The sequence below is a fragment of the Streptomyces sp. NBC_00322 genome (genome assembly GCF_036147535.1).
Lineage (GTDB): Bacteria > Actinomycetota > Actinomycetes > Streptomycetales > Streptomycetaceae > Streptomyces.
This window is the reverse complement of sequence record NZ_CP108019.1, coordinates 2909647-2928743: the sequence shown is the minus strand read 5'-3', so window position 1 is coordinate 2928743 and position 19097 is coordinate 2909647. Positions and strand designations below refer to the sequence as shown.

Annotated in this window: 17 protein-coding genes and 1 riboswitch; of the genes, 10 read left to right on the top strand and 7 right to left on the bottom strand. The window is 69.0% G+C overall.

The annotated features are described in order from the left end of the window. Positions 1-22 precede the first annotated feature (22 nt). Entirely contained in the window at positions 23-2329 is a 2307-nt protein-coding gene (gene glgX / locus OG905_RS13085; RefSeq protein ID WP_443043932.1) for a glycogen debranching protein GlgX, read from the bottom strand. A gap of 169 nt (positions 2330-2498) precedes the next feature. Here glgX and OG905_RS13080 point away from each other — a divergent pair, with 169 nt between their 5' ends. From OG905_RS13080 to OG905_RS13060, 5 genes are all read left to right on the top strand, one after another. Beyond that, positions 2499-3725, top strand: a complete 1227-nt coding sequence (locus OG905_RS13080) for a L,D-transpeptidase (protein ID WP_328668141.1) — start codon at positions 2499-2501, stop codon at positions 3723-3725. 343 nt (positions 3726-4068) lie between these two features. Next, positions 4069-5313, top strand: a complete 1245-nt coding sequence (locus OG905_RS13075; protein ID WP_328668140.1) for a L,D-transpeptidase — start codon at positions 4069-4071, stop codon at positions 5311-5313. A 239-nt stretch (positions 5314-5552) separates the two neighbouring features. After that, the gene (locus OG905_RS13070; protein WP_328668139.1) at positions 5553-6320 is read left to right on the top strand and encodes an enoyl-CoA hydratase/isomerase family protein; all 768 of its coding nucleotides are present in this window, start codon (positions 5553-5555) and stop codon (positions 6318-6320) included. A 143-nt stretch (positions 6321-6463) separates the two neighbouring features. After that, complete coding sequence (locus tag OG905_RS13065) at positions 6464-7087, top strand: ATP-binding protein (RefSeq protein WP_443043931.1); 624 nt, start codon at positions 6464-6466, stop codon at positions 7085-7087. Positions 7088-7507: 420 nt separating this feature from the next. Continuing rightward, complete coding sequence (locus OG905_RS13060; RefSeq protein ID WP_328668137.1) at positions 7508-8695, top strand: YncE family protein; 1188 nt, start codon at positions 7508-7510, stop codon at positions 8693-8695. 18 nt (positions 8696-8713) lie between these two features. Here OG905_RS13060 and OG905_RS13055 read toward each other — a convergent pair whose 3' ends face one another. Beyond that, positions 8714-9352, bottom strand: a complete 639-nt coding sequence (locus OG905_RS13055; protein ID WP_328668136.1) for a GNAT family N-acetyltransferase — start codon at positions 9350-9352, stop codon at positions 8714-8716. A 125-nt stretch (positions 9353-9477) separates the two neighbouring features. Between OG905_RS13055 and OG905_RS13050 the strand changes: the two genes are divergently transcribed. Further along, positions 9478-9693, top strand: coding sequence for an EF-hand domain-containing protein (locus tag OG905_RS13050; RefSeq protein ID WP_328668135.1), 216 nt, complete (start codon positions 9478-9480; stop codon positions 9691-9693). Between the two features lie 37 nt (positions 9694-9730). Here OG905_RS13050 and OG905_RS13045 read toward each other — a convergent pair whose 3' ends face one another. The 5 genes from OG905_RS13045 to gcvT all read right to left on the bottom strand — a co-directional run bounded on the left by OG905_RS13045 (position 9731) and on the right by gcvT (position 14642). Continuing rightward, complete coding sequence (locus tag OG905_RS13045; RefSeq protein WP_328668134.1) at positions 9731-10120, bottom strand: STAS domain-containing protein; 390 nt, start codon at positions 10118-10120, stop codon at positions 9731-9733. Positions 10121-10295: 175 nt separating this feature from the next. After that, entirely contained in the window at positions 10296-11663 is a 1368-nt protein-coding gene (locus OG905_RS13040; protein ID WP_328668133.1) for an L-serine ammonia-lyase, read from the bottom strand. A gap of 126 nt (positions 11664-11789) precedes the next feature. Next, complete coding sequence (gene glyA, locus OG905_RS13035; protein WP_328668132.1) at positions 11790-13049, bottom strand: serine hydroxymethyltransferase; 1260 nt, start codon at positions 13047-13049, stop codon at positions 11790-11792. A 22-nt stretch (positions 13050-13071) separates the two neighbouring features. Continuing rightward, complete coding sequence (gene gcvH / locus OG905_RS13030; protein WP_328668131.1) at positions 13072-13446, bottom strand: glycine cleavage system protein GcvH; 375 nt, start codon at positions 13444-13446, stop codon at positions 13072-13074. Between the two features lie 59 nt (positions 13447-13505). After that, positions 13506-14642, bottom strand: a complete 1137-nt coding sequence (gcvT, locus tag OG905_RS13025) for a glycine cleavage system aminomethyltransferase GcvT (protein ID WP_328668130.1) — start codon at positions 14640-14642, stop codon at positions 13506-13508. 148 nt (positions 14643-14790) lie between these two features. Beyond that, a riboswitch (glycine riboswitch) is annotated at positions 14791-14888 on the bottom strand. Between the two features lie 145 nt (positions 14889-15033). On the opposite strand from gcvT, the gene OG905_RS13020 reads away from it, so the two are divergent. The 4 genes from OG905_RS13020 (at position 15034) to OG905_RS13005 (ending at position 19056) form a co-directional block, all read left to right on the top strand. Beyond that, complete coding sequence (locus OG905_RS13020; RefSeq protein ID WP_328668129.1) at positions 15034-15696, top strand: AAA family ATPase; 663 nt, start codon at positions 15034-15036, stop codon at positions 15694-15696. 296 nt (positions 15697-15992) lie between these two features. After that, positions 15993-16763: an enhanced serine sensitivity protein SseB gene (locus tag OG905_RS13015; protein WP_328668128.1), complete on the top strand. Its 771-nt coding sequence runs from the start codon at positions 15993-15995 to the stop codon at positions 16761-16763. A 67-nt stretch (positions 16764-16830) separates the two neighbouring features. Further along, a complete protein-coding gene (locus OG905_RS13010; protein WP_328668127.1) occupies positions 16831-17619 on the top strand; it encodes an enhanced serine sensitivity protein SseB C-terminal domain-containing protein in 789 nt (262 codons plus the stop codon). Between the two features lie 438 nt (positions 17620-18057). Beyond that, positions 18058-19056: an ABC transporter permease gene (locus tag OG905_RS13005; RefSeq protein ID WP_328668126.1), complete on the top strand. Its 999-nt coding sequence runs from the start codon at positions 18058-18060 to the stop codon at positions 19054-19056. The last annotated feature ends 41 nt before the right edge of the window (positions 19057-19097 follow it).

Sequence of the window (19097 nt, the reverse complement as noted above, 5' to 3'; positions counted from 1 at the left end):
CCGGCGAAGCGGAGCCGGATCGTCAGTTCCTGACCCTCAGCAGCAGCACCGAGCGCTCCGGCACCGTCACCGTCTCCCCGCCCGCGAACACCGTCCCGGGCGCCGACTCCTGGTCATCGAGCGAGGTGTCCACCACCAGCTCGTACGCCTGTGCCCAGGGCGGGCCCGGCAGCCGGAAGCTCGTCGGGCACTCCGCCGCGTGCAGAACGGTCAGGAAGCTGTCGTCCGTCACCTCCGCTCCACGCGCGTCACGTCCCGGGATGTCGCGGCCGGACAGATACAGGGCCAGCGTCGACGCCGGGGCGTACCAGTCCCGTTCCGTCATCTCCGTGCCGTGCGGGGTGAACCAGGCGAGGTCCCGCAGGCCGTCCGCCGCTCGGGCGCGGCCCGAGAAGAAGGCGCGGCGGCGCAGCACCGGGTGGGTGCCGCGCAGGGTGAGCAGCCGGGTGGTCAGCTCCAGCAGGCCGCGCGGGCCCGGGCCCTCGAGCAGGGACCAGTCGAGCCAGCTGACCTCGTTGTCCTGGCAGTAGGCGTTGTTGCTGCCGCGCTGCGTACGTCCCATCTCGTCGCCCGCCACCAGCATCGGTACGCCCGTCGACAGCAGCAGGGTGGTGAGCAGATTGCGCACCTGGCGCCGCCGCAGCGCGTTGATGCGTGGATCGTCGCTCTCGCCCTCCGTGCCGCAGTTCCAGGACCGGTTGTCGTTGGTGCCGTCGCGGTTGCCCTCCCCGTTGGCCTCGTTGTGCTTGTGCTCGTAACTGACGAGGTCGCGCAGGGTGAACCCGTCGTGCGCGGTGACGAAGTTGATGGATGCGTAGGGCCGCCGTCCACCCCATGCGTACAGATCGCTGGACCCGGACAGCCGGTATCCCAGGTCCCGTACGTCGGGCAGCGCGCCGCGCCAGAAGTCCCGTACGGCGTCGCGGTAGCGGTCGTTCCACTCCGTCCACAATGGCGGGAAGCTGCCCACCTGATACCCGCCGTTGCCCACGTCCCACGGCTCGGCGATCAGCTTCACCCGCCGCAGCACCGGGTCCTGGGCGATCACCGCGAGGAAGGGGGAGAGCATGTCGACGTCGTGCATCGAGCGGGCAAGCGCGGCCGCCAGATCGAAGCGGAAGCCGTCGACGCCCATCTCGGTCACCCAGTAGCGCAGCGAATCGGTGATCAGCCGCAGCACATGGGGCTGCACCACATGCAGGGTGTTGCCGCAGCCGGTGTAGTCCGTGTATGTCCGGGCGTCCGACTGCAGGCGGTAGTAGCCGCGGTTGTCGATGCCGCGCAGCGACAGCGTCGGACCCAGCTCACCCGCCTCCGCCGTGTGGTTGTAGACCACATCGAGGATGACCTCGATCCCGGCGGTGTGCAGGGCCTTCACCATCCGCTTGAACTCTCCGACCTGCTCCCCCCGCGTCCCGCTCGCCGAATAGGCGGCATGTGGCGCGAAGTAGCCGATGGAGTTGTAGCCCCAGTAGTTGCGCAGCCCCCGCTTCAGCAGATGGTCCTCGTGTGCGTACTGGTGCACCGGGAGGAGTTCGACCGCGGTAACCCCCAGGCGCACGAGATGCTCGATCGCCGCCGGGTGCGCGAGGCCCGCGTAGGTGCCGCGCAGCTCCTCGGGGATCCCGGGATGGAGCTTGGTGAAGCCGCGCACATGCAGCTCGTAGATGACCGAGTCGGCCCACGGGGTCTTGGGCCTGCGGTCGTCCGCCCAGTCGTCGTCATCGTGGACGACGACGCCCTTGGGCACGTACGGAGCCGAGTCCCGGTCGTCGCGGACGGTGTCCGCGACATGCTGCTGGGGCCAGTCGCGCACATGCCCGTACACCTGCGCGGGCAGCTGGCTGTAATCATTCCCTTTGGCCCCGTCCACCGCCCGGGCGTACGGATCGAGCAGCAGTTTCGCCGGATTCCAGCGGGCGCCCGTCCAGGGGTCCCAGCGTCCGTGCACCCTAAAGCCGTAGCGCTGCCCGGGCCGGATCCCGGGCACGAAGCCGTGCCAGATCTCATGGGTCAGCTCGGTAAGCGGCAGCCGCGTCTCCGCGGCCGACGCGCCGCCCGCGTCGAACAGGCACAGCTCGACCGCCTCCGCGCCACCCGCCCAGAGCGCGAAGTTGGTGCCCGCGACCCCGTCAGGACCGACCCGGAAACGGGCGCCGAGCGGTGTCGGCGCACCCGGCCACACCGACGGCCGGCCAGAGCCCGGCTCCCGATGGCGGCCGTTGACCCCGGCCGCCGTTTCGGCCGTGTCCCCGGCCGCCAGGAGCGGGCCGGGCAGATCGCCCCGCGCCCCCTCCTGCACTGTCTCCTGCTCGGCTGCGCTCGACACCTGCCGGCCTCCCGCGGCTCGTCGGGCCACGCGATCCCAGGCTGTTCACGGCGTCCCGGCCGTGTCACCCCACGCGTGGTCCTCCCACCTGTTCTGCCCGCACTGCTCTTGTCCCAACATGGCCCCGCGCTCACGTTTCCCCTGGAGGGGCGCTGTCGTTGGGCGGTACGTGAGACACGTACTGAAGCGGGCGAGGCACGGCGCGGCCGTCGTCCTGACATGGGCAGGACTGATCGCCGGGCTGACCGGCTGCACCGGCGAGGCGCTCGACATCGGCAACAAGCCGCGGTCGCCGCAGGAGACCATCCGGGTCACCCCCGAGGACGGTGCCAAGGGGGTCGGCCCGGACGGCCCTGTCGAGGTGCGGCTGCCCAGCGGCCGACTGGAGCGGGTGAAGGTGACCCAGGTCGAGGACGACCGGCCCACCGAAGTCCACGGCTCGGTCTCCGAGGACGGCCTGCGCTGGAACCCCGAACCGGGCACCCGCCTCGACCTGGCCGCCAAGTACAGCGTCGACGTGGTCGCGCTGGACGGCCACGGCCGCCGCTCGGCCCGTCACACCACCTTCACCACGCAGGTCCCCGGCCGCCGTTTCATCGGCTACTTCAAGCCGGAGAACCGTTCGACCGTCGGCACCGGCATGATCGTCTCCATCGGCTTCAACCGGGAGATCGAGGACCGCGCGGCCGTCGAGCGCAACATCCGTATCACCTCCGAGCCGCCGGTCGAGATCGCCGGCCACTGGTTCGGCGGGGGACGCCTCGACTTCCGCCCCCGCGAGTACTGGAAGCCCGGCACCAGGGTCACCGTCGATCTGCGGCTGCGCGACGTCCAGGCGGCGCCCGGGGTGTACGGCATCCAGCAGAAGACCGTCTCCTTCACCGTCGGCCGCTCCCAGGTCTCCGTGGTCGACGCGGCGGCGCACACCATGGAGGTACGGCGCGACGGCGGAGTCCTGGCGATGCTGCCGATCACCGCCGGGGCGCCCAAGGCGACCACGTACAACGGGAAGATGGTGGTCACGGAGATGTACGACGTGACCAGGATGAACGGTGCGACGGTCGGCTTCAAGAAGAAGGACGGCAAGGGCGAGTACGACATCAAGGATGTGCCGCACGCGATGCGGCTGACCGACTCGGGCACCTTCATCCACGGCAACTACTGGGCCGCGCCCGAGACCTTCGGCTCGGCGAACGTCTCCCACGGCTGCGTCGGCCTGCGCGACGAGAAGGGCGGCAGCGCGGACGCACCCGCGGGCTGGTTCTTCGACCGGACCCTGATCGGCGATGTGGTCGAGGTCGTCAAGTCGAAGGACAAAAGGGTCGATCCCGCCAATGGTCTCGGCGGCTGGAACCTGGACTGGAAGACCTGGAAGGCGGGTTCCGCACTGCACTGACCCTCATTGACCTGCTAGGTCCTGTCCGGCCGATCTTGCCGGGCTCGCGCGCCCTGGCACGCACGCTCGCTGCGTTGTCGTCAGTCGCCGACGCTCCGCGTGGGCTCCTTCCTCCGCCTTGCGATCGCACGCACCAGACCCCGCTCACTGATCCGGCCTGATCGACCGGACAGAACCTGGCCCGTACCCCTACTCAGTTGAGCTCGCCGGACAGTTGGGACTGAACGGTGACATTCACGGGGAGATTCAACAACCAGGGGTGTGATTATCTAGCGCCGTGCGTGCGTGAGGCGCGCGGGGGTGCGGGCCGTGGCGGGGCCAGGCCGTGCGAGGGGAGACCAATGTGAACGGGCAGCCGATATCGGGGGCGTCGGCACGGGCCGGACGGATACGACGGCGTGGGGGCGCCGCTCTGCCGGCTCTGGTGCTTGGCGCCGTGCTGCTGCTGGTCACGGCCTGTGGGGGCGGGGACGACACGGGCAGCGACAAGGGCAAGAAGGACAGCGGGAAGGTCGCGAACGCGGCCTCCCAGGCGGTGGTGACCATCGCGCCCAAGGACGGCGCCTCCTCGGTCGCCACCAGCGGCGCGCTGAAGGTCAGCGCCGCGAAGGGCAAGCTGACCACGGTCACGGTCCAGGACGACAAGGGCGCCGCGGTCGAGGGCAAGATCTCAGCTGACGGCGCCAGTTGGCAGCCGCAGCAGCATCTGGCCAGCTCCACCAAGTACAAGGTGCACGCCGTCGCCAAGGACGCGGACGGCCGCGAGTCGGCGAAGGACACCAGCTTCACCACGCTCGTTCCGCAGAACACCTTCATCGGGCAGTACACCCCCGAGGACGGTTCGACGGTCGGCGTCGGCATGCCGGTCTCGATCAACTTCACCCGTGGCATCACGGACCCGGCGGCCGTCGAGAAGGCCATCAAGGTGACGGCCGAGCCGTCCGTGCCGATCGAGGGTCACTGGTTCGGCAACGACCGTCTCGACTTCCGCCCGGAGAAGTACTGGGCCGCGGGCACCAAGGTGACCGTGAAGCTCAACCTGGACGGCGTCGAGGGCCGCCCCGGGGTGTACGGCAAGCAGACCAAGACGGTGAAGTTCACCATCGGCCGCAGCCAGGTCTCCACCGTGGACGCCAAGGCGCACCGGATGAAGGTCGTCCGCGACGGCAAGCTGGTCAAGGACATCCCGATCACCGCGGGCGCCCCGTCGACCACGACGTACAACGGCCAGATGGTGATCAGCGAGAAGTACAAGGTGACGCGGATGAACGGCGCCACTGTCGGCTTCGGCGGTGAGTACGACATCAAGGACGTGCCGCACGCGATGCGCCTGTCCAACTCGGGCACCTTCGTCCACGGCAACTACTGGGCCTCGTCGGACACGTTCGGTTCGGCGAACGTCAGCCACGGCTGTGTGGGTCTGCGCGACGCCCGCGGTGCGGGCGACAGCGGCACCCCGGCGGCGTGGTTCTACGACAGCTCGATCATCGGCGACGTGGTGATCGTGCAGAACTCCAAGGACAAGCAGATCTCCCCGGAGAACGGCCTCAACGGCTGGAACCTGTCCTGGACGGAGTGGATCAAGTAACACCCTTCGCGCAGGGGCCCGGTGCTGTGACTCATCGCACCGGGCCTTAGGCCCTGTCCGGCCGATCTTGCCGGGCTCGCGTGCCCTGGCACGGCGCCTCGCTGCGTTGTCGTCAGTCGCCGACGCTCCGCGTGGGCTCCATCCTCCGCCTTGCGATGCACCATGCCAGACCCCGCTCCCTGATCCGGCCTGACCGACCGGGCAGGACCTGCCCGTTAACGGGGGCTAACCTGCTGGGCATGACTGTTTCTCTCGAGGTCTCCGAAGGCGTCGGCACCATCCGTCTCGACCGCCCGCCGATGAACGCACTGGACATCGCCATCCAGGACCGGCTGCGCGAGCTCGCCGAGGAGGCGACCCGCCGCGAGGACGTACGAGCCGTGATTCTGTACGGCGGCGAGAAGGTGTTCGCGGCCGGCGCGGACATCAAGGAGATGCAGGCCATGGACCACACGGCGATGGTCGTACGGTCCCGGGGCCTGCAGGACTCCTTCACGGCCGTCACCCGTATCCCCAAGCCCGTCGTCGCCGCCGTCACAGGCTATGCGCTGGGCGGCGGCTGCGAGCTGGCGCTCTGCGCCGACTTCAGGATCGCCGCGGACAACGCGAAGCTCGGCCAGCCGGAGATCCTGCTCGGCCTGATCCCGGGCGCCGGCGGTACCCAGCGGCTCTCGCGGCTGATCGGTCCCTCCAAGGCCAAGGACCTGATTTTCACCGGCCGGATGGTCAAGGCCGACGAGGCCCTCGCCCTCGGTCTGGTGGACCGGGTGGTCCCGGCAGGCGAGGTGTACGAGCAGGCGCACGCCTGGGCCGCGAAGCTCGCACAGGGGCCCGCGCTGGCGCTGCGTGCCGCCAAGGAGTCCATCGACGCGGGTCTGGAGACGGACATCGAGACGGGGCTCGCCATCGAACGCAACTGGTTCGCGGGCCTGTTCGCGACAGAGGACCGCGAGCGCGGGATGCGTAGCTTTGTGGAGGAGGGCCCGGGTAAGGCCAAGTTCCTCTGAATCAAGGCCGGTTGGACACCTATGTGTCCGGCGTCAACCCTGTGTGTGGCTTAGCTGAGCCTTAAAGCAGCCTTAAGCAGACATCGGCCCGTTGCGCTTGGTGATCACTTGTACGTGTAGCGTTAGCGCAGCTCAGGGTAGGTATGAGGGTCGGCATGCGGCCACAGTCATATGCCAACCGCTTCCCCCGGAACGGCCGATTCCGGGGGCCCCATTCCCCTGGAACGGCCCCGGAAGCCGCCTGTTACGGCCATGATGGGGGCATGGCGGGCCTCGAAGGTGTGGAGCAACCGCGGCAGCGCGGCAGCGCTACCGCGGCGCGGTTGGTACCTGCCGTCGAGGACGAACAGGCGCTCAAGGCGCTCGAGTTGTTCGGCAACCCCACGGACGAGGAAGTCAAGCTTCCCTCCCGCCCGGAATCCGCGGCCACCGCACGCCGGTTGACCCAGTGTGTGGTGCTGCGTCAGTGGGCGCTGTCCGCACAGACCGCCGAGCATGCGGTCTTACTGGTCTCCGAGCTCGTCGGCAACGCCGTACGCCACACCGGGGCCCGGGTCTTCGGGCTACGGATGCTGCGCCGCCGCGGCTGGATCAGGATCGAGGTCCGCGATCCTTCGCGCGGTCTGCCCTGTCTGATGCCGGTCCAGGAAATGGACACCAGCGGCCGCGGGCTCTTCCTCGTCGACAAGCTCTCCGACCGGTGGGGCGTGGATCTGCTGCCGCGCGGCAAGACCACCTGGTTCGAGATGCGCGTCTCCGACCGCTGACGCGAAAACACAGAAGCCCCCTGAGCGGGGGCTTCTGTTGGGCGCCATGGATTGGGGGGGTGTATCCATGGCGGCTTACGACGACCTGGCCCGGGTCAAAAGGGGGTCGTGTCACCGACTATGGCAGACGGGGGGCGGCGGCGCCAAAAGCCCTGACCGGGCATAGCTGGCAAATCGTGACATCTGCAAAATGAATCGTAGGTGAGGTCAGCCACCCACCTGGAAAATAATGCATGAACATGCACTTTGGCGAGTGTTTCAATGATCCACTTGTGTCTATGGTGGCCGATCGGCAGTGACCTGCGACCGACCCGAATTGGGTCAATCGTTATCTTTCGTGTATTTCGCGCCTACTGTGCTTTTCCGTGACCTTGATCGACCGCCGCAGCGCGCGGTGAAGACCACGGAGCTGCTGATCTGATGCACCCGACGACTTGCCGCACCAAGCGGACCACCGCACTGCTCGCCGGCGTCCTGCTCGCCCTCCTCGGGGGCTGCAGCTCACCCACCGGGACGACGCAGGCGCACGGCACCAACGCCGCCGCGCTGCCCGCCGAGCCCGAGAGGGCCGCCCCGGCCGGGCTGCCCGGCATGCCGCCCGTCCTCGACCCGAGCGACATCTACTCCGCGGACCGGCCGAACCAGCTCTCAGCGGCCGTCAGGGGCTTCCCCTCCCGGGTGTACGTCCCCAACACCAACTCCAACACCGTGTCGGTCATCGACCCCGCGACGTACAAGGTCATCGAGACGATCCAGGTCGGCGCCCAGCCGCAGCACGTCGTCCCGTCCTGGGACTTGAAGACCCTGTGGGTCAACAACAACCGTGGCCACACGCTCACCCCGATCGACCCGGCAACGGGCATCGCGGGCAAGCCGGTCGAGGTCCACGACCCGTACAACCTCTACTTCACACCCAACGGCAAGTACGCCGTCGTCATGGCATCCCTGGACCGCCGGCTCGTCTTCAGCGACCCCCACACCATGAACCCGATCAAGACCACCCCGGTGTCCTGCTACGGCGTCAACCACGCGGACTTCTCGGCCGACGGACGGTACTTCATCGTCTCCTGCGAGTTCTCCGGCGAGCTGCTGAAGGTCGACACGGAGAAGATGGAGGTCGTAGGACAGCAGAAGCTGCCCTTCCAGGGGGCGATGCCGCAGGACGTGAAGCTCTCCCCGGACGGGAGGACCTTCTACATCGCCGACATGATGGCGCACGGCATGTGGGTGCTGGACGGCGCGAAGTTCACGACGCCCGCGCTGCTGCCCACCGGCAGGGGAGCCCACGGCCTCTACATCGGCCGCGACTCCAAGGTGATGTACATCTCCAACCGTGGTGAGGGGACCATCTCCATCTTCGACTTCGCGCAGAACAGGCTGACCAAGAAGTGGTCGCTGCCGGGCGGCGGAAGTCCCGACATGGGGGGTGTTTCGGCGGACGGCAAAGTGCTGTGGCTGTCGGGGCGTTACAACGCAGAGGTGTACGCGCTCGACACGGCGACCGGCAGGCAACTGGCCCGCATCCCGGTGGGCGCGGGCCCGCACGGCCTCGCGGTCTACCCGCAGCCGGGACGCTACTCGCTGGGCCACACGGGCATCTTCCGTTAGCTGTCAGCCCTTAACCCGTCAGCCGGCCACGAACAGCGCCTCCGAGCCCACCGGCCGGAAGCCCGCCGCCTGGAAGGTGCGCACGCTGCGGGCGTTCCCCGGCGACTGCTGGGACCACACCACCGAGTCCGGCACCAGATGGCGGGCCGCGAGCGCCAGAGCGAGTCCCAGGCCCTGCCCGCGCACCGACTCGTCCACCTCGATCGCGGTCTCCCAGCGCCCGGCCACGCCCCGGCCCAGGACGAGAACCCCGCCGTCGGCGGCCCAGACCCGTACGCCGTCGCGGAACTTCAACGCTCGTGCGACACGCGGATGATCGGGGTCCTCGATCTCCCGCAGCTCGAGATCGGGCCTGCCGGGCAGCGCCCCGGCGACCGTGACCAGGTCGATGGTGTTCATCGAACGGCCGGTGCGGGCCAGCATCGCGGCCAGGAACGAGGGGTTCATCGCGGCGGCAAGCCGGTCGGAGTCGGTGGCGGCGAGCTCGGCCCGTATCCACTCCGGATCCTCGTCCGTGAAGATCACCGAGTGCGCGGTGAAGGCCATCACCCCGGCGTCCCGGGCGTTCGGCTGCCCGATCACGGTGGTGGTGCCGTCCGAGGGCGGGAACTCCCCGGCCGCCGCCGCGGCCAGGATCCTCGCCAGTGCCTCGCTCATCGTGTTCCTCTCCTCCTCCTGGACCGTTGACACCCGGTCTCCGTAATACCTGGCCGCTGCCCTGAGGGCGCAACCCGGCCGTTAATCTGACCTCGTCAGTAATGCACCAAGAAGGGGCGGAAGCAGTGGTGGACATCGAAGAGGCGCGCAAGGCGTTCGACCGTTACGACCTGGACGGCGACGGCAAGATCACGGCGGCCGAGTACAAGAGCGTCATGGCGCAGCTGGGCGACTTCCATGTCACCGAGCCGGTCGCCGAGGCCGTCATCAAGTCGAAGGACGCCAACGGCGACGGTCAGCTGACCTTCGACGAGTTCTGGGCCTCGCTGAACAAGGCCTGACCCTCCGCCAGCCGGTCCGGCGGTCCTGGACCCGGGGTCAGGCCTGGGCCGCCAGGGCCGCCTCCAGCGTCGGCGCCGTACGGAACACGTCCAGCACCCCGCCCGCCCGGAACACCCGCAGCACCGGGGGCTGGTCGCACACCACCCACAGCCGCCCGCCGCTCTCGGCGACGCGCCGCCGTGCCCGGCACAGCAGCGCGAGGCCGGAGCAGTCGAAGAACGCGACGTGCGTCAGATCGACCACCACGTCGTGCTCGCGGACGGCTGTGACCACATCCAGATAGGCCCCGACGAGCGTGGCCGCCGCGATGTCGATCTCGCCGTGCAGTTCGACGACCGTACGTTCCTGGCTGCGGTAGACCTGTCCGTACGGACCGGGAAGCGGGGCCCGTAAGTCGGAGGACCTGGATGTCAGCCCCTCGGCCATGGCTGTTTCTCCTTGGTGCGACGAGCCCGTACCGGCCACCGGCGGCCTGGGTGAACAGTCTGTGACGTTAGTGGGGGGCTTTGGGTGGCTGGAGGAGAAAAAACGTTCGGAGCTCGGAAAGCTCCCTCGTGCGGGTGATTTTATGTGAACTTCCTTGACTGGCTGGGGCCTTGGCTCAGCACTCGATGATGTTCACCGCGAGGCCGCCGCGCGCGGTCTCCTTGTACTTCACCGACATGTCCGCGCCGGTCTCCTTCATCGTCTTGATGACCTTGTCGAGCGAGACCTTGTGGCTGCCGTCGCCGCGCATCGCCATCTTCGCCGCCGTCACGGCCTTCACCGCCGCCATGCCGTTGCGCTCGATGCAGGGGATCTGGACCAGACCGCCGACCGGGTCGCAGGTCAGCCCGAGGTTGTGCTCCATCCCGATCTCGGCGGCGTTCTCGACCTGCTCGGGGGTGCCGCCCAGCACCTCGGCGAGCGCGCCCGCGGCCATCGAGCAGGCCGAGCCGACCTCGCCCTGGCAGCCGACCTCGGCGCCCGAGATGGAGGCGTTCTCCTTGAAGAGCATGCCGATCGCACCCGCGGAGAGCAGGAAGCGGACCACGCCCTCCTCGTCGGCGCCGGGCACGAAGTTCATGTAGTAGTGCAGCACGGCCGGGATGATGCCCGCGGCGCCGTTGGTGGGGGCGGTGACGACCCGGCCGCCGGCGGCGTTCTCCTCGTTCACGGCCATGGCGTAGAGCGTGATCCACTCCATGGCGCGGGCCAGCGGGTCGCCCTCGGCGCGCAGCTGGCGGGCGGAGTTGGCCGCGCGGCGGCGGACCTTGAGGCCGCCGGGCAGGATGCCCTCGCGGGACATGCCGCGCGAGACACAGGCCTGCATGACCCGCCAGATCTCCAGCAGGCCCTCGCGGATCTCCTCCTCGGAGCGCCAGGCCTTCTCGTTCTCCAGCATCAGGGCGGATATGGACAGGCCGGTCTCCCCGGCGAGCCGCAGCAGCTCGTCGCCGGTGCGGAAGGGGTACTTCAGCACGGTGTCGTCGAGGACGATCCGGTCCTCGCCCACCGCGTCCTCGTCGACCACGAAGCCGCCGCCGACCGAGTAGTACGTCTTCTCCAGGACGAGCGTGCCCGCGGCGTCGTACGCGAAGATCGTCATGCCGTTGGCGTGGTACGGCAGCGCCTTGCGGCGGTGCAGGATCAGGTCCTTGTCGAAGTCGAAGCCGATCTCGTGCGTGCCGAGCAGACTGATCCGGCCGCTGGTGCGGATGGCCTCGACCTGGGCGTCCGCGGTCTCGACGTCGACGGTGCGCGGGGAGCTGCCCGCCAGGCCGAGCAGGACGGCCTTGGGGGTGCCGTGGCCGTGGCCGGTCGCGCCGAGCGAGCCGAAGAGCTCCGCGCGTATCGCGGTGGTGCGGGCCAGCAGACCCTCGTTCTCGAGCCGCTTCGCGAACATACGGGCGGCGCGCATCGGGCCGACCGTATGGGAGCTGGACGGGCCGATGCCGATCGAGAAGAGGTCGAAGACCGAGATGGCCACGGGGAACTCCTAGCGGGGGTTGGTAGACGCCGTTGTCTGCCGGGGTGGTGCAGAAAGCGGAATGTGGTGCGGGGCACCACGCTCACACCAGTGTGCGTGGTGCCCCATTTGTTTTGCTCCGGGCTGTTACAGACCGGGGTAGAGCGGGTGCTTCGCGGCGAGCGCCGAGACCCGCGCGCTCAGCGCCTCGGTGTCGTACGACGGCTTCAGCGCCTCGGCGATGATGTCCGCGACCTCGTGGAAGTCCTCGTCCGTGAAGCCGCGGGTGGCCAGCGCCGGGGTGCCGATCCGCAGACCCGAGGTGACCATCGGAGGCCGCGGGTCGTTCGGAATGGCGTTGCGGTTGACCGTGATGCCCACCTCGTGGAGGCGGTCCTCGGCCTGCTGGCCGTCCAGCTCGGAGTTGCGCAGGTCGACCAGGACCAGGTGCACGTCCGTGCCGCCCGACAGGACGGAGACGCCGTACTCCTTGACGTCGTCCTGGACCAGACGCTCGGCGAGGATGCGGGCGCCGTCCAGCGTGCGCTGCTGGCGCTCCTTGAAGTCCTCGGAGGCCGCGACCTTGAAGGAGACCGCCTTCGCCGCGATGACGTGCTCCAGCGGGCCGCCCTGCTGACCCGGGAACACCGCGGAGTTGATCTTCTTGGCGAGCTCCTGCGTCGACAGGATCACACCGCCGCGCGGACCGCCGAGGGTCTTGTGCGTGGTGGTGGTGACGACATGCGCGTGCGGCACCGGGTTGGGGTGCAGTCCGGCGGCGACCAGACCCGCGAAGTGGGCCATGTCGACCATCAGATACGCGCCGACCTCGTCCGCGATGCGGCGGAAGGCGGCGAAGTCCAGCTGACGCGGGTACGCGGACCAGCCGGCCACGATCAGCTTCGGCTTGGACTCCTTGGCGAGCCGCTCGACCTCGGCCATGTCGACCTGACCGGTCTGCTCGTCGACGTGGTACGCGACCACGTTGTACAGCTTGCCGGAGAAGTTGATCTTCATGCCGTGGGTCAGGTGACCGCCGTGGGCGAGGTTCAGGCCCATGATCGTGTCGCCCGGCTTGAGCAGCGCGAACATCGCGGCGGCGTTCGCCTGGGCGCCCGAGTGCGGCTGCACGTTGGCGTGCTCGGCGCCGAAGAGGGCCTTGATGCGGTCGATGGCGATCTGCTCGACGACATCGACGTGCTCGCAGCCGCCGTAGTAACGGCGGCCCGGGTAGCCCTCGGCGTACTTGTTGGTGAGGACGGAGCCCTGGGCCTCCATGACCGCGACCGGAGCGAAGTTCTCCGAGGCGATCATCTCGAGGGTGGACTGCTGGCGGTGGAGCTCGGCGTCGACGGCGGCGGCGACGTCCGGGTCCAGCTCGTGGAGAGGGGTGTTGAGAAGCGACATCAGGCGATCCCTACGGTCGTGGTCAGCCGGAGAACTCGGTGTACTCGTCGGCGGAGAGCAGATCCTTCGGCTCGTCCGCGACGCGCACCTTGAACAGCCAGCCCCCCTCGAAGGGGGCGGAGTTCACCAGCGACGGGTCGTCCACGACGTCCTGGTTGGCCGCGACGACCTCACCGGTGACCGGGGAGTACAGGTCGCTGACGGACTTGGTCGACTCCAGCTCGCCGCAGGTCTCGCCCGCGGTCACCGTGTCACCGACCTCCGGGAGCTGTACGAACACCACGTCGCCGAGCGCGTTGGCCGCGTGCTCCGTGATGCCGACCGTCGACACGCCGTCCTCGGCGGCCGACAGCCACTCGTGCTCCTTGCTGTAGCGCAGCTGCTGGGGGTTGCTCATGGCCTGAATTCTCCTGTACGCGGGGGAGTGCTGGTGAACGGGAGGTGTGGTGCTGAAGGTCACTTCTGGCGCTTGTAGAACGGCAGCGCGACAACCTCGTACGGCTCATGCGTACCGCGGATGTCCACGCCGACGCCCTCGGTGCCCGGCGCGGCGTGCGCCGCGTCCACATAGGCGATGGCGATGGGCTTGCCCAGGGTCGGCGACGGTGCGCCCGAGGTGACCTCGCCGATCACCGTGGCGTCCGCTCCGCCCACGGCAATAACAGCCATCCCGGCGCGCGGGACCCGGCGGCCCGTGGCGATCAGACCGACGAGCTTGCGCGGCGGGCTGGTCTCGGCGCGCTCGGCGGCGGCCTGCAGGGCCTCGCGGCCCACGAAGCGGCCGTCATTGGTGGTCTTCTCGAACTTCACGACCCGGCCCAGACCCGCGTCGAAGGGGGTCAGGGCGGTCGTCAGCTCATGCCCGTACAGCGGCATGCCCGCCTCCAGGCGCAGCGTGTCCCGGCAGGAGAGCCCGCAGGGGATCAGACCGACCGGGGCACCGGCCTCGGTCAGCGCCTGCCAGAGCTTCTCGGCGTGCTGCGGCTCGACGAAGAGCTCGAAGCCGTCCTCGCCGGTGTAGCCGGTGCGGGCGATCAGGGCGGGGACGCCCGCGACCGTGCCGGGCAGGCCCGCGTAGTACTTGAGGCCGTCGAGGTCGGCGTCGGTGAGCGACTTCAGGATGCCGGGGGACTCGGGGCCCTGGACGGCGATCAGGGCGTACGCGTCGCGGTCGTCGCGGACCTCGGCGTCGAAGCCCTGGGAGCGCTCGGCCAGCGCGTCGAGGACGATCTGCGCGTTGCCCGCGTTGGCGACGACCATGTACTCGCTCTCGCCGAGGCGGTACACGATCAGGTCGTCGACGATGCCGCCGTCCTCCTGGCAGATCATCGTGTAGCGGGCGCGGCCGACGCCGACGGAGCCGATGTTGCCGACCAGCGCGTAGTCGAGCAGATCGGCGGCCCGGGGACCGGTGACGGTGATCTCGCCCATGTGGGAGAGGTCGAAGAGTCCCGCCTTGGTGCGGACCGCGTTGTGCTCGTCGCGCTCACTGGCGTACCGGAGCGGCATGTCCCAGCCCGCGAAGTCGGTCATGGTCGCGCCGAGCGACCGGTGCAGGGCGTCGAGGGCAGTCAGACGGGGGGCGTTGCTCATAGATGTGGCTCCCAGGGCAGGCCGATGAGGACGATCCTCCCCATCTGTCATCGGAACCTGAGAGGTTCGTCGCAACCGTACGTACAGGTGGTTGCGACTTGCACCTTGGGTGGAGCCGCTCGACAGCGGCTCGCTTTTCAGATCTGCCTCATCACACGCGGTACGGGGCCTGAGAGATTCAAGGGAGGGACTTGCTCCTTCGGCGCCCGGCGCACACAGTGGCCAGGACTCTCCCGCGTGGATTCAAGCGGCCTGTATGCAGTTGGCGCGCACATCATTGCACGCATCGCGGCGGAGTGGGGGCCCGGCCTTGCTGTAAAACGGTTGTACCGCATTACCGTTTCTTTACACTTCATGGGCAAGGGTGGGTGACCCGACATCGGGGAGGGTGATGACGTTGCAGAGGTCCGAGGCCTACGCGACGACCGCGGGGGTGCCGGCCCGGTCGGCCCTGCCCGCCCGGCGACTGCTCGGCGCGCCCGCGCCCGTGCTGCGTGACCTGAGGGACCGCTGCGGGCGCAGCCCGAGAAGCCTGGTCTTCGCCACCGGTGACGTGGTGGTCGTCTCCGGCCTGCCCGGCAGCGGAAAGTCCACGCTCATCCGGCGCGCGGCGACCGGCCGCGGCATCGACTCGCAGGACACCCGCGACCAGTGGGACGCGCGCATGCCGCGCCTGCTGCCGTACGCCGTCTACCGCCCGCTCGTACGTCTTGCCCACTACGCCGGGCTGCGGCGCGCGCTGCGCTCCGGCGAGAGCGTCGTCGTGCACGACTGCGGCACCCAGGCCTGGGTGCGGCGCTGGCTGGCCCGCGAGGCGCGGCGCCGGGGGAGCGAACTGCATCTGCTGCTGCTCGACGTGAGTCCGGCAGCCGCCCGCGCGGGCCAGCGTGAGCGTGGCCGCGGAGTCTCCGGATACGCCTTCGCACGGCACCGGCGGGCGGTGGGCCGCCTGATCGCGGACGCGGAGGCGGGGCGGCTGCCGGTGGGCTGCGCGTCGGCGGTCCTGCTCGACCGCGATGCGGCGGGGGCGCTGGGGCGGGTGGGCTTTCAGTAAGCCGGGGGCGCTGCCCCCGGACCGCCGCGCCTCAAACTCCCCCAGACTTCGTCCGGGGGGACCCCCACGGGGCTGATTGTGCGGCCCTGCCGCACAATCAGCCCGTCCGGCGTTTGAGGACATGCGGCCGAAGTCGCATATGGGGTCTGGGGGCCTGCCCCCCAGTTACGGGATGGGGGGTACCTCCCACGGCCGCCAGGCCGTAGGGGGAGGGCGGAGCCCCCGGGCAAAGGCCCACCGCCCCGCGTTATCGTCGACGCGCAGACCGCACGACGCCCGGGGGAGAAGGACCGCACATGCACACACCCGAGCAGGCTCACCCGCATCCCTACGGCGGCTGGCCGGCCAACGAGCTCGAAGAGGTGCTCGCCGCGTCCCTCGGCAACGCCTCCGCAGGAGGGCGTCTCGTCGAGGTGCTCGGCCGCAGTCAGCTCTGGGTGCCGCTGCCCAACGGCGGCAGCAACGACAGCCCGAATCTCGATCTGCCCACGTTGGAGATCGAGGGCGCCGCATACGTCCCGGTCTTCAGCTCCGAGCAGCAGTTCATGACCTGCGTCGGCAGCCATATGCCCTTCACCGTCGCCCCCGCCCGCGAGTTCGCCCGCGGACTGCCCCCGCAGCTGGGCATCGCCGTCAACCCGGGCGGCACCGTCGGCGCCCCGCTGCCCCCGCCCGCCGTCGCCGAACTGTGCCGGGTCGGCCGCACGCCCCTGGACGGCCCCGCGAGTGGCGGCCGGGTGCGGCTCTTCGAGCCGGACTGGCAGGAGGAGCCGGTGGACTTCCTGGACGCTGCGGCCGGTGAGTTCGAGTCCTCCGGTGTCGTACTGAGCGCCCGGCGTGCGCTCGCCTCCGTAGAGGGCGAGCCGCCGGCCCTTTTCATCGGTGTCCAGGTCTCCTCCTGGGAGGCCGCCGAACGCAATGCCCCGATGGACGCCCTCGGCCGGGCACTGGGCCGGGTACAGGTGCCCTGGCCCGTCAATCTCGTACTTCTGGATGTCGCGCAGGACCCGGTCGGACAGTGGATGCTTGAGCGCGTGCGGCCCTTCTACCAACGACAGCACGCGTAGTCGTCAAGTCGGTGTCAGGACTGCCGTTTAAGCTGGACCGGTCGATCGAAGAGGGGCGGAACCCAGGGTGAGTGCGTCAGGCACCGCGGCGGCGGGGCAGGTCGAGCACATGCTGCGCCAGGTGACACCCGGACGCTATGACGCGTACGAGGCGCTGCTGCAGGCCGTCGCCGACCCGTCGGGCAGCAGGCTCTGGATGCTGCTCTGGCACGGCCAGGCCGGCGCGCCCGACGCCCAGTACGGGAACATGGAGGTCGACGGCGTGGGCTACGCGCCGTGCGTGACCTCTGCCCAGGAGCTCTCCGCCTCGGGCTGGAACCGCGCGCACGAAGTGATCAGCGGCCCGGACATCGCCCGCGCCCTGTATCCCGAGCGCTGGGGTATCTGGCTCAACCCACACGCCCCGGGCGGCGGCGTGGGCATCCCCTGGCTCGATCTCCGCCGGATCGCCACCGGCCTCGACCGGATGCCCGCGGGTCCCCTGCGGCTGTCCGAACCGGCCATCGAGATCCCGCAGTTCTATGCCCTGCTCTCGCAGAACGCCCACCGCACACCCGCGGTCCGCTCCCTGCGCCGCGCCTGGGTGCAGCCCGCGCTCGGTGCTCCGTATCTCGCCATCGGGCTCGATCTGTACGACACGAGCAGGCAGTCCGTGGACACGGTGCGGGCGATGATGCAGCAGTCGATCGCCGCGGTCCCGGACGGGCTGCCCCTCTCCACGGTCGCGATGTCCGACGAGTACGACCCGGTGACGATGTGGCTGCGGGCCAATGCCCGCCCCTTCTACGACCGTGACGCTCACGGTGGTGCACCTGCCGGCGGCGGCTACGGCTACCCTCCGCCCCACGGCCGCTGAGCCGAGGGCGATTTCGCCCCATTTGCGACACGGTCGGTCGTATTTCCATGCTGTGCACCGGTGTTGAGGGCCGGATTGTGTCCGCTTGAGCCTTCGGGTGCCTTGTATTCGAATGAGGCGCCGTTGTCCGCATGGTGGTGCATCAGTCAACTTTCGCCCTATATGCGGTATTTACCGTTCCGCTGAGTCGGCGACTCCGTCCGTATAACGGAAACCCCCTCGCCGCATCACGTTTGAGCAAACATTCCCCGGGGGGGCTGGCGGGTGATCGCAGCAGCGTTGAAGACTCCCGCAACAAGGGCCCTTCGGTCCTGTGTACGACCTGCTTCTTCAAGCGTTCCTCGCACCACGCACACAATTCGCACCGCTGATGTGAACGAAGCCGCTACAGCGGCGGGCATGGGTCGGTCACCACCGGCCGGGAGGGTCCCCACCACGATGACGGCACCACTGCACGACACGAGCGCGGCCGAGACCGCGGCCGTCGATGTCGCCGCCGATGTCCCGCAGAAGGCCATTGAGGGGCGTTCGCCCTGGAAAATCGCCTGGATCCGGTTGAAGCGTGACAAGGTCGCACTTGTCGGCGGCTTCGTGGTGCTTCTCCTGATCGTGGTCGCGATATTCGCTCCACTGATCGTGAGCTGGCTCGGGCACCCGCCCGAGGAACTCCACGAGGACGCGATCGACCCGCTGCTGGGCACCCCGATCGGCGACTGGGGTGGCATCAATTCCGACTTCCTGCTCGGAGTCGAGCCGGTCAACGGCAGGGACGTCTTCAGCCGCATCGTCTACGGCGCGCGGATCTCGCTTCTCGTAGCCTTCCTGTCCGCCTTCGTCGCGGTCACCCTGGGCACGGTCTTCGGTGTCATCGCCGGTTACTTCGGCGGTTGGATCGACGCAGCCATCAGCCGGGTGATGGACCTGCTGCTGGCCTTCCCGCAGCTGCTCTTCATCATCGCCCTGATCTCGGTCGTCCCGAACGAACTCTGGGGCTTCTCCGGTTCGGGTCTGCGGATCGCCGTCCTCGTGCTGGTGATCGGCTTCTTCGGCTGGCCCTACATCGGCCGGATCGTCCGAGGGCAGACGCTGTCGCTGCGTGAGCGGGAGTACGTCGAAGCCGCCCGCAGCCTCGGTGCGGGACGTACGTACATCCTCTTCCGGGAACTGCTGCCGAACCTGGTGGCACCGATCACCGTCTACACGACGCTGATGATCCCCACCAACGTCCTGACGGAAGCCGCGCTGAGCTTCCTCGGCGTTGGCGTCAAGCCGCCCACCCCGTCGTGGGGCGAGATGCTCTCGACGGCCGTGCGCACCTACGAGGACGATCCGCTGTTCATGATCATCCCTGGCCTGGCGATCTTCGTCACCGTGTTGGCCTTCAATCTCTTCGGCGACGGCGTACGAGATGCGCTGGATCCGAAGGGTTCCCGCTGACCCCCACACCGTCCCTGCGGACACACCGCCCCTGCCGAAGT

Coding starts and splice junctions, on each gene's coding strand:
- gcvH (WP_328668131.1), bottom strand. CDS start 13,446: ATGAGCAACCCCCAGCAGCTGCGCTACAGCAAGGAGCACGAGTGGCTG.
- OG905_RS13060 (WP_328668137.1), top strand. CDS start 7,508: ATGCACCCGACGACTTGCCGCACCAAGCGGACCACCGCACTGCTCGCC.
- OG905_RS13070 (WP_328668139.1), top strand. CDS start 5,553: ATGACTGTTTCTCTCGAGGTCTCCGAAGGCGTCGGCACCATCCGTCTC.
- OG905_RS13020 (WP_328668129.1), top strand. CDS start 15,034: ATGACGTTGCAGAGGTCCGAGGCCTACGCGACGACCGCGGGGGTGCCG.
- glyA (WP_328668132.1), bottom strand. CDS start 13,049: ATGTCGCTTCTCAACACCCCTCTCCACGAGCTGGACCCGGACGTCGCC.
- OG905_RS13005 (WP_328668126.1), top strand. CDS start 18,058: ATGACGGCACCACTGCACGACACGAGCGCGGCCGAGACCGCGGCCGTC.
- OG905_RS13015 (WP_328668128.1), top strand. CDS start 15,993: ATGCACACACCCGAGCAGGCTCACCCGCATCCCTACGGCGGCTGGCCG.
- OG905_RS13045 (WP_328668134.1), bottom strand. CDS start 10,120: ATGGCCGAGGGGCTGACATCCAGGTCCTCCGACTTACGGGCCCCGCTT.
- OG905_RS13065 (WP_443043931.1), top strand. CDS start 6,464: ATGAGGGTCGGCATGCGGCCACAGTCATATGCCAACCGCTTCCCCCGG.
- gcvT (WP_328668130.1), bottom strand. CDS start 14,642: ATGAGCAACGCCCCCCGTCTGACTGCCCTCGACGCCCTGCACCGGTCG.
- OG905_RS13055 (WP_328668136.1), bottom strand. CDS start 9,352: ATGAGCGAGGCACTGGCGAGGATCCTGGCCGCGGCGGCGGCCGGGGAG.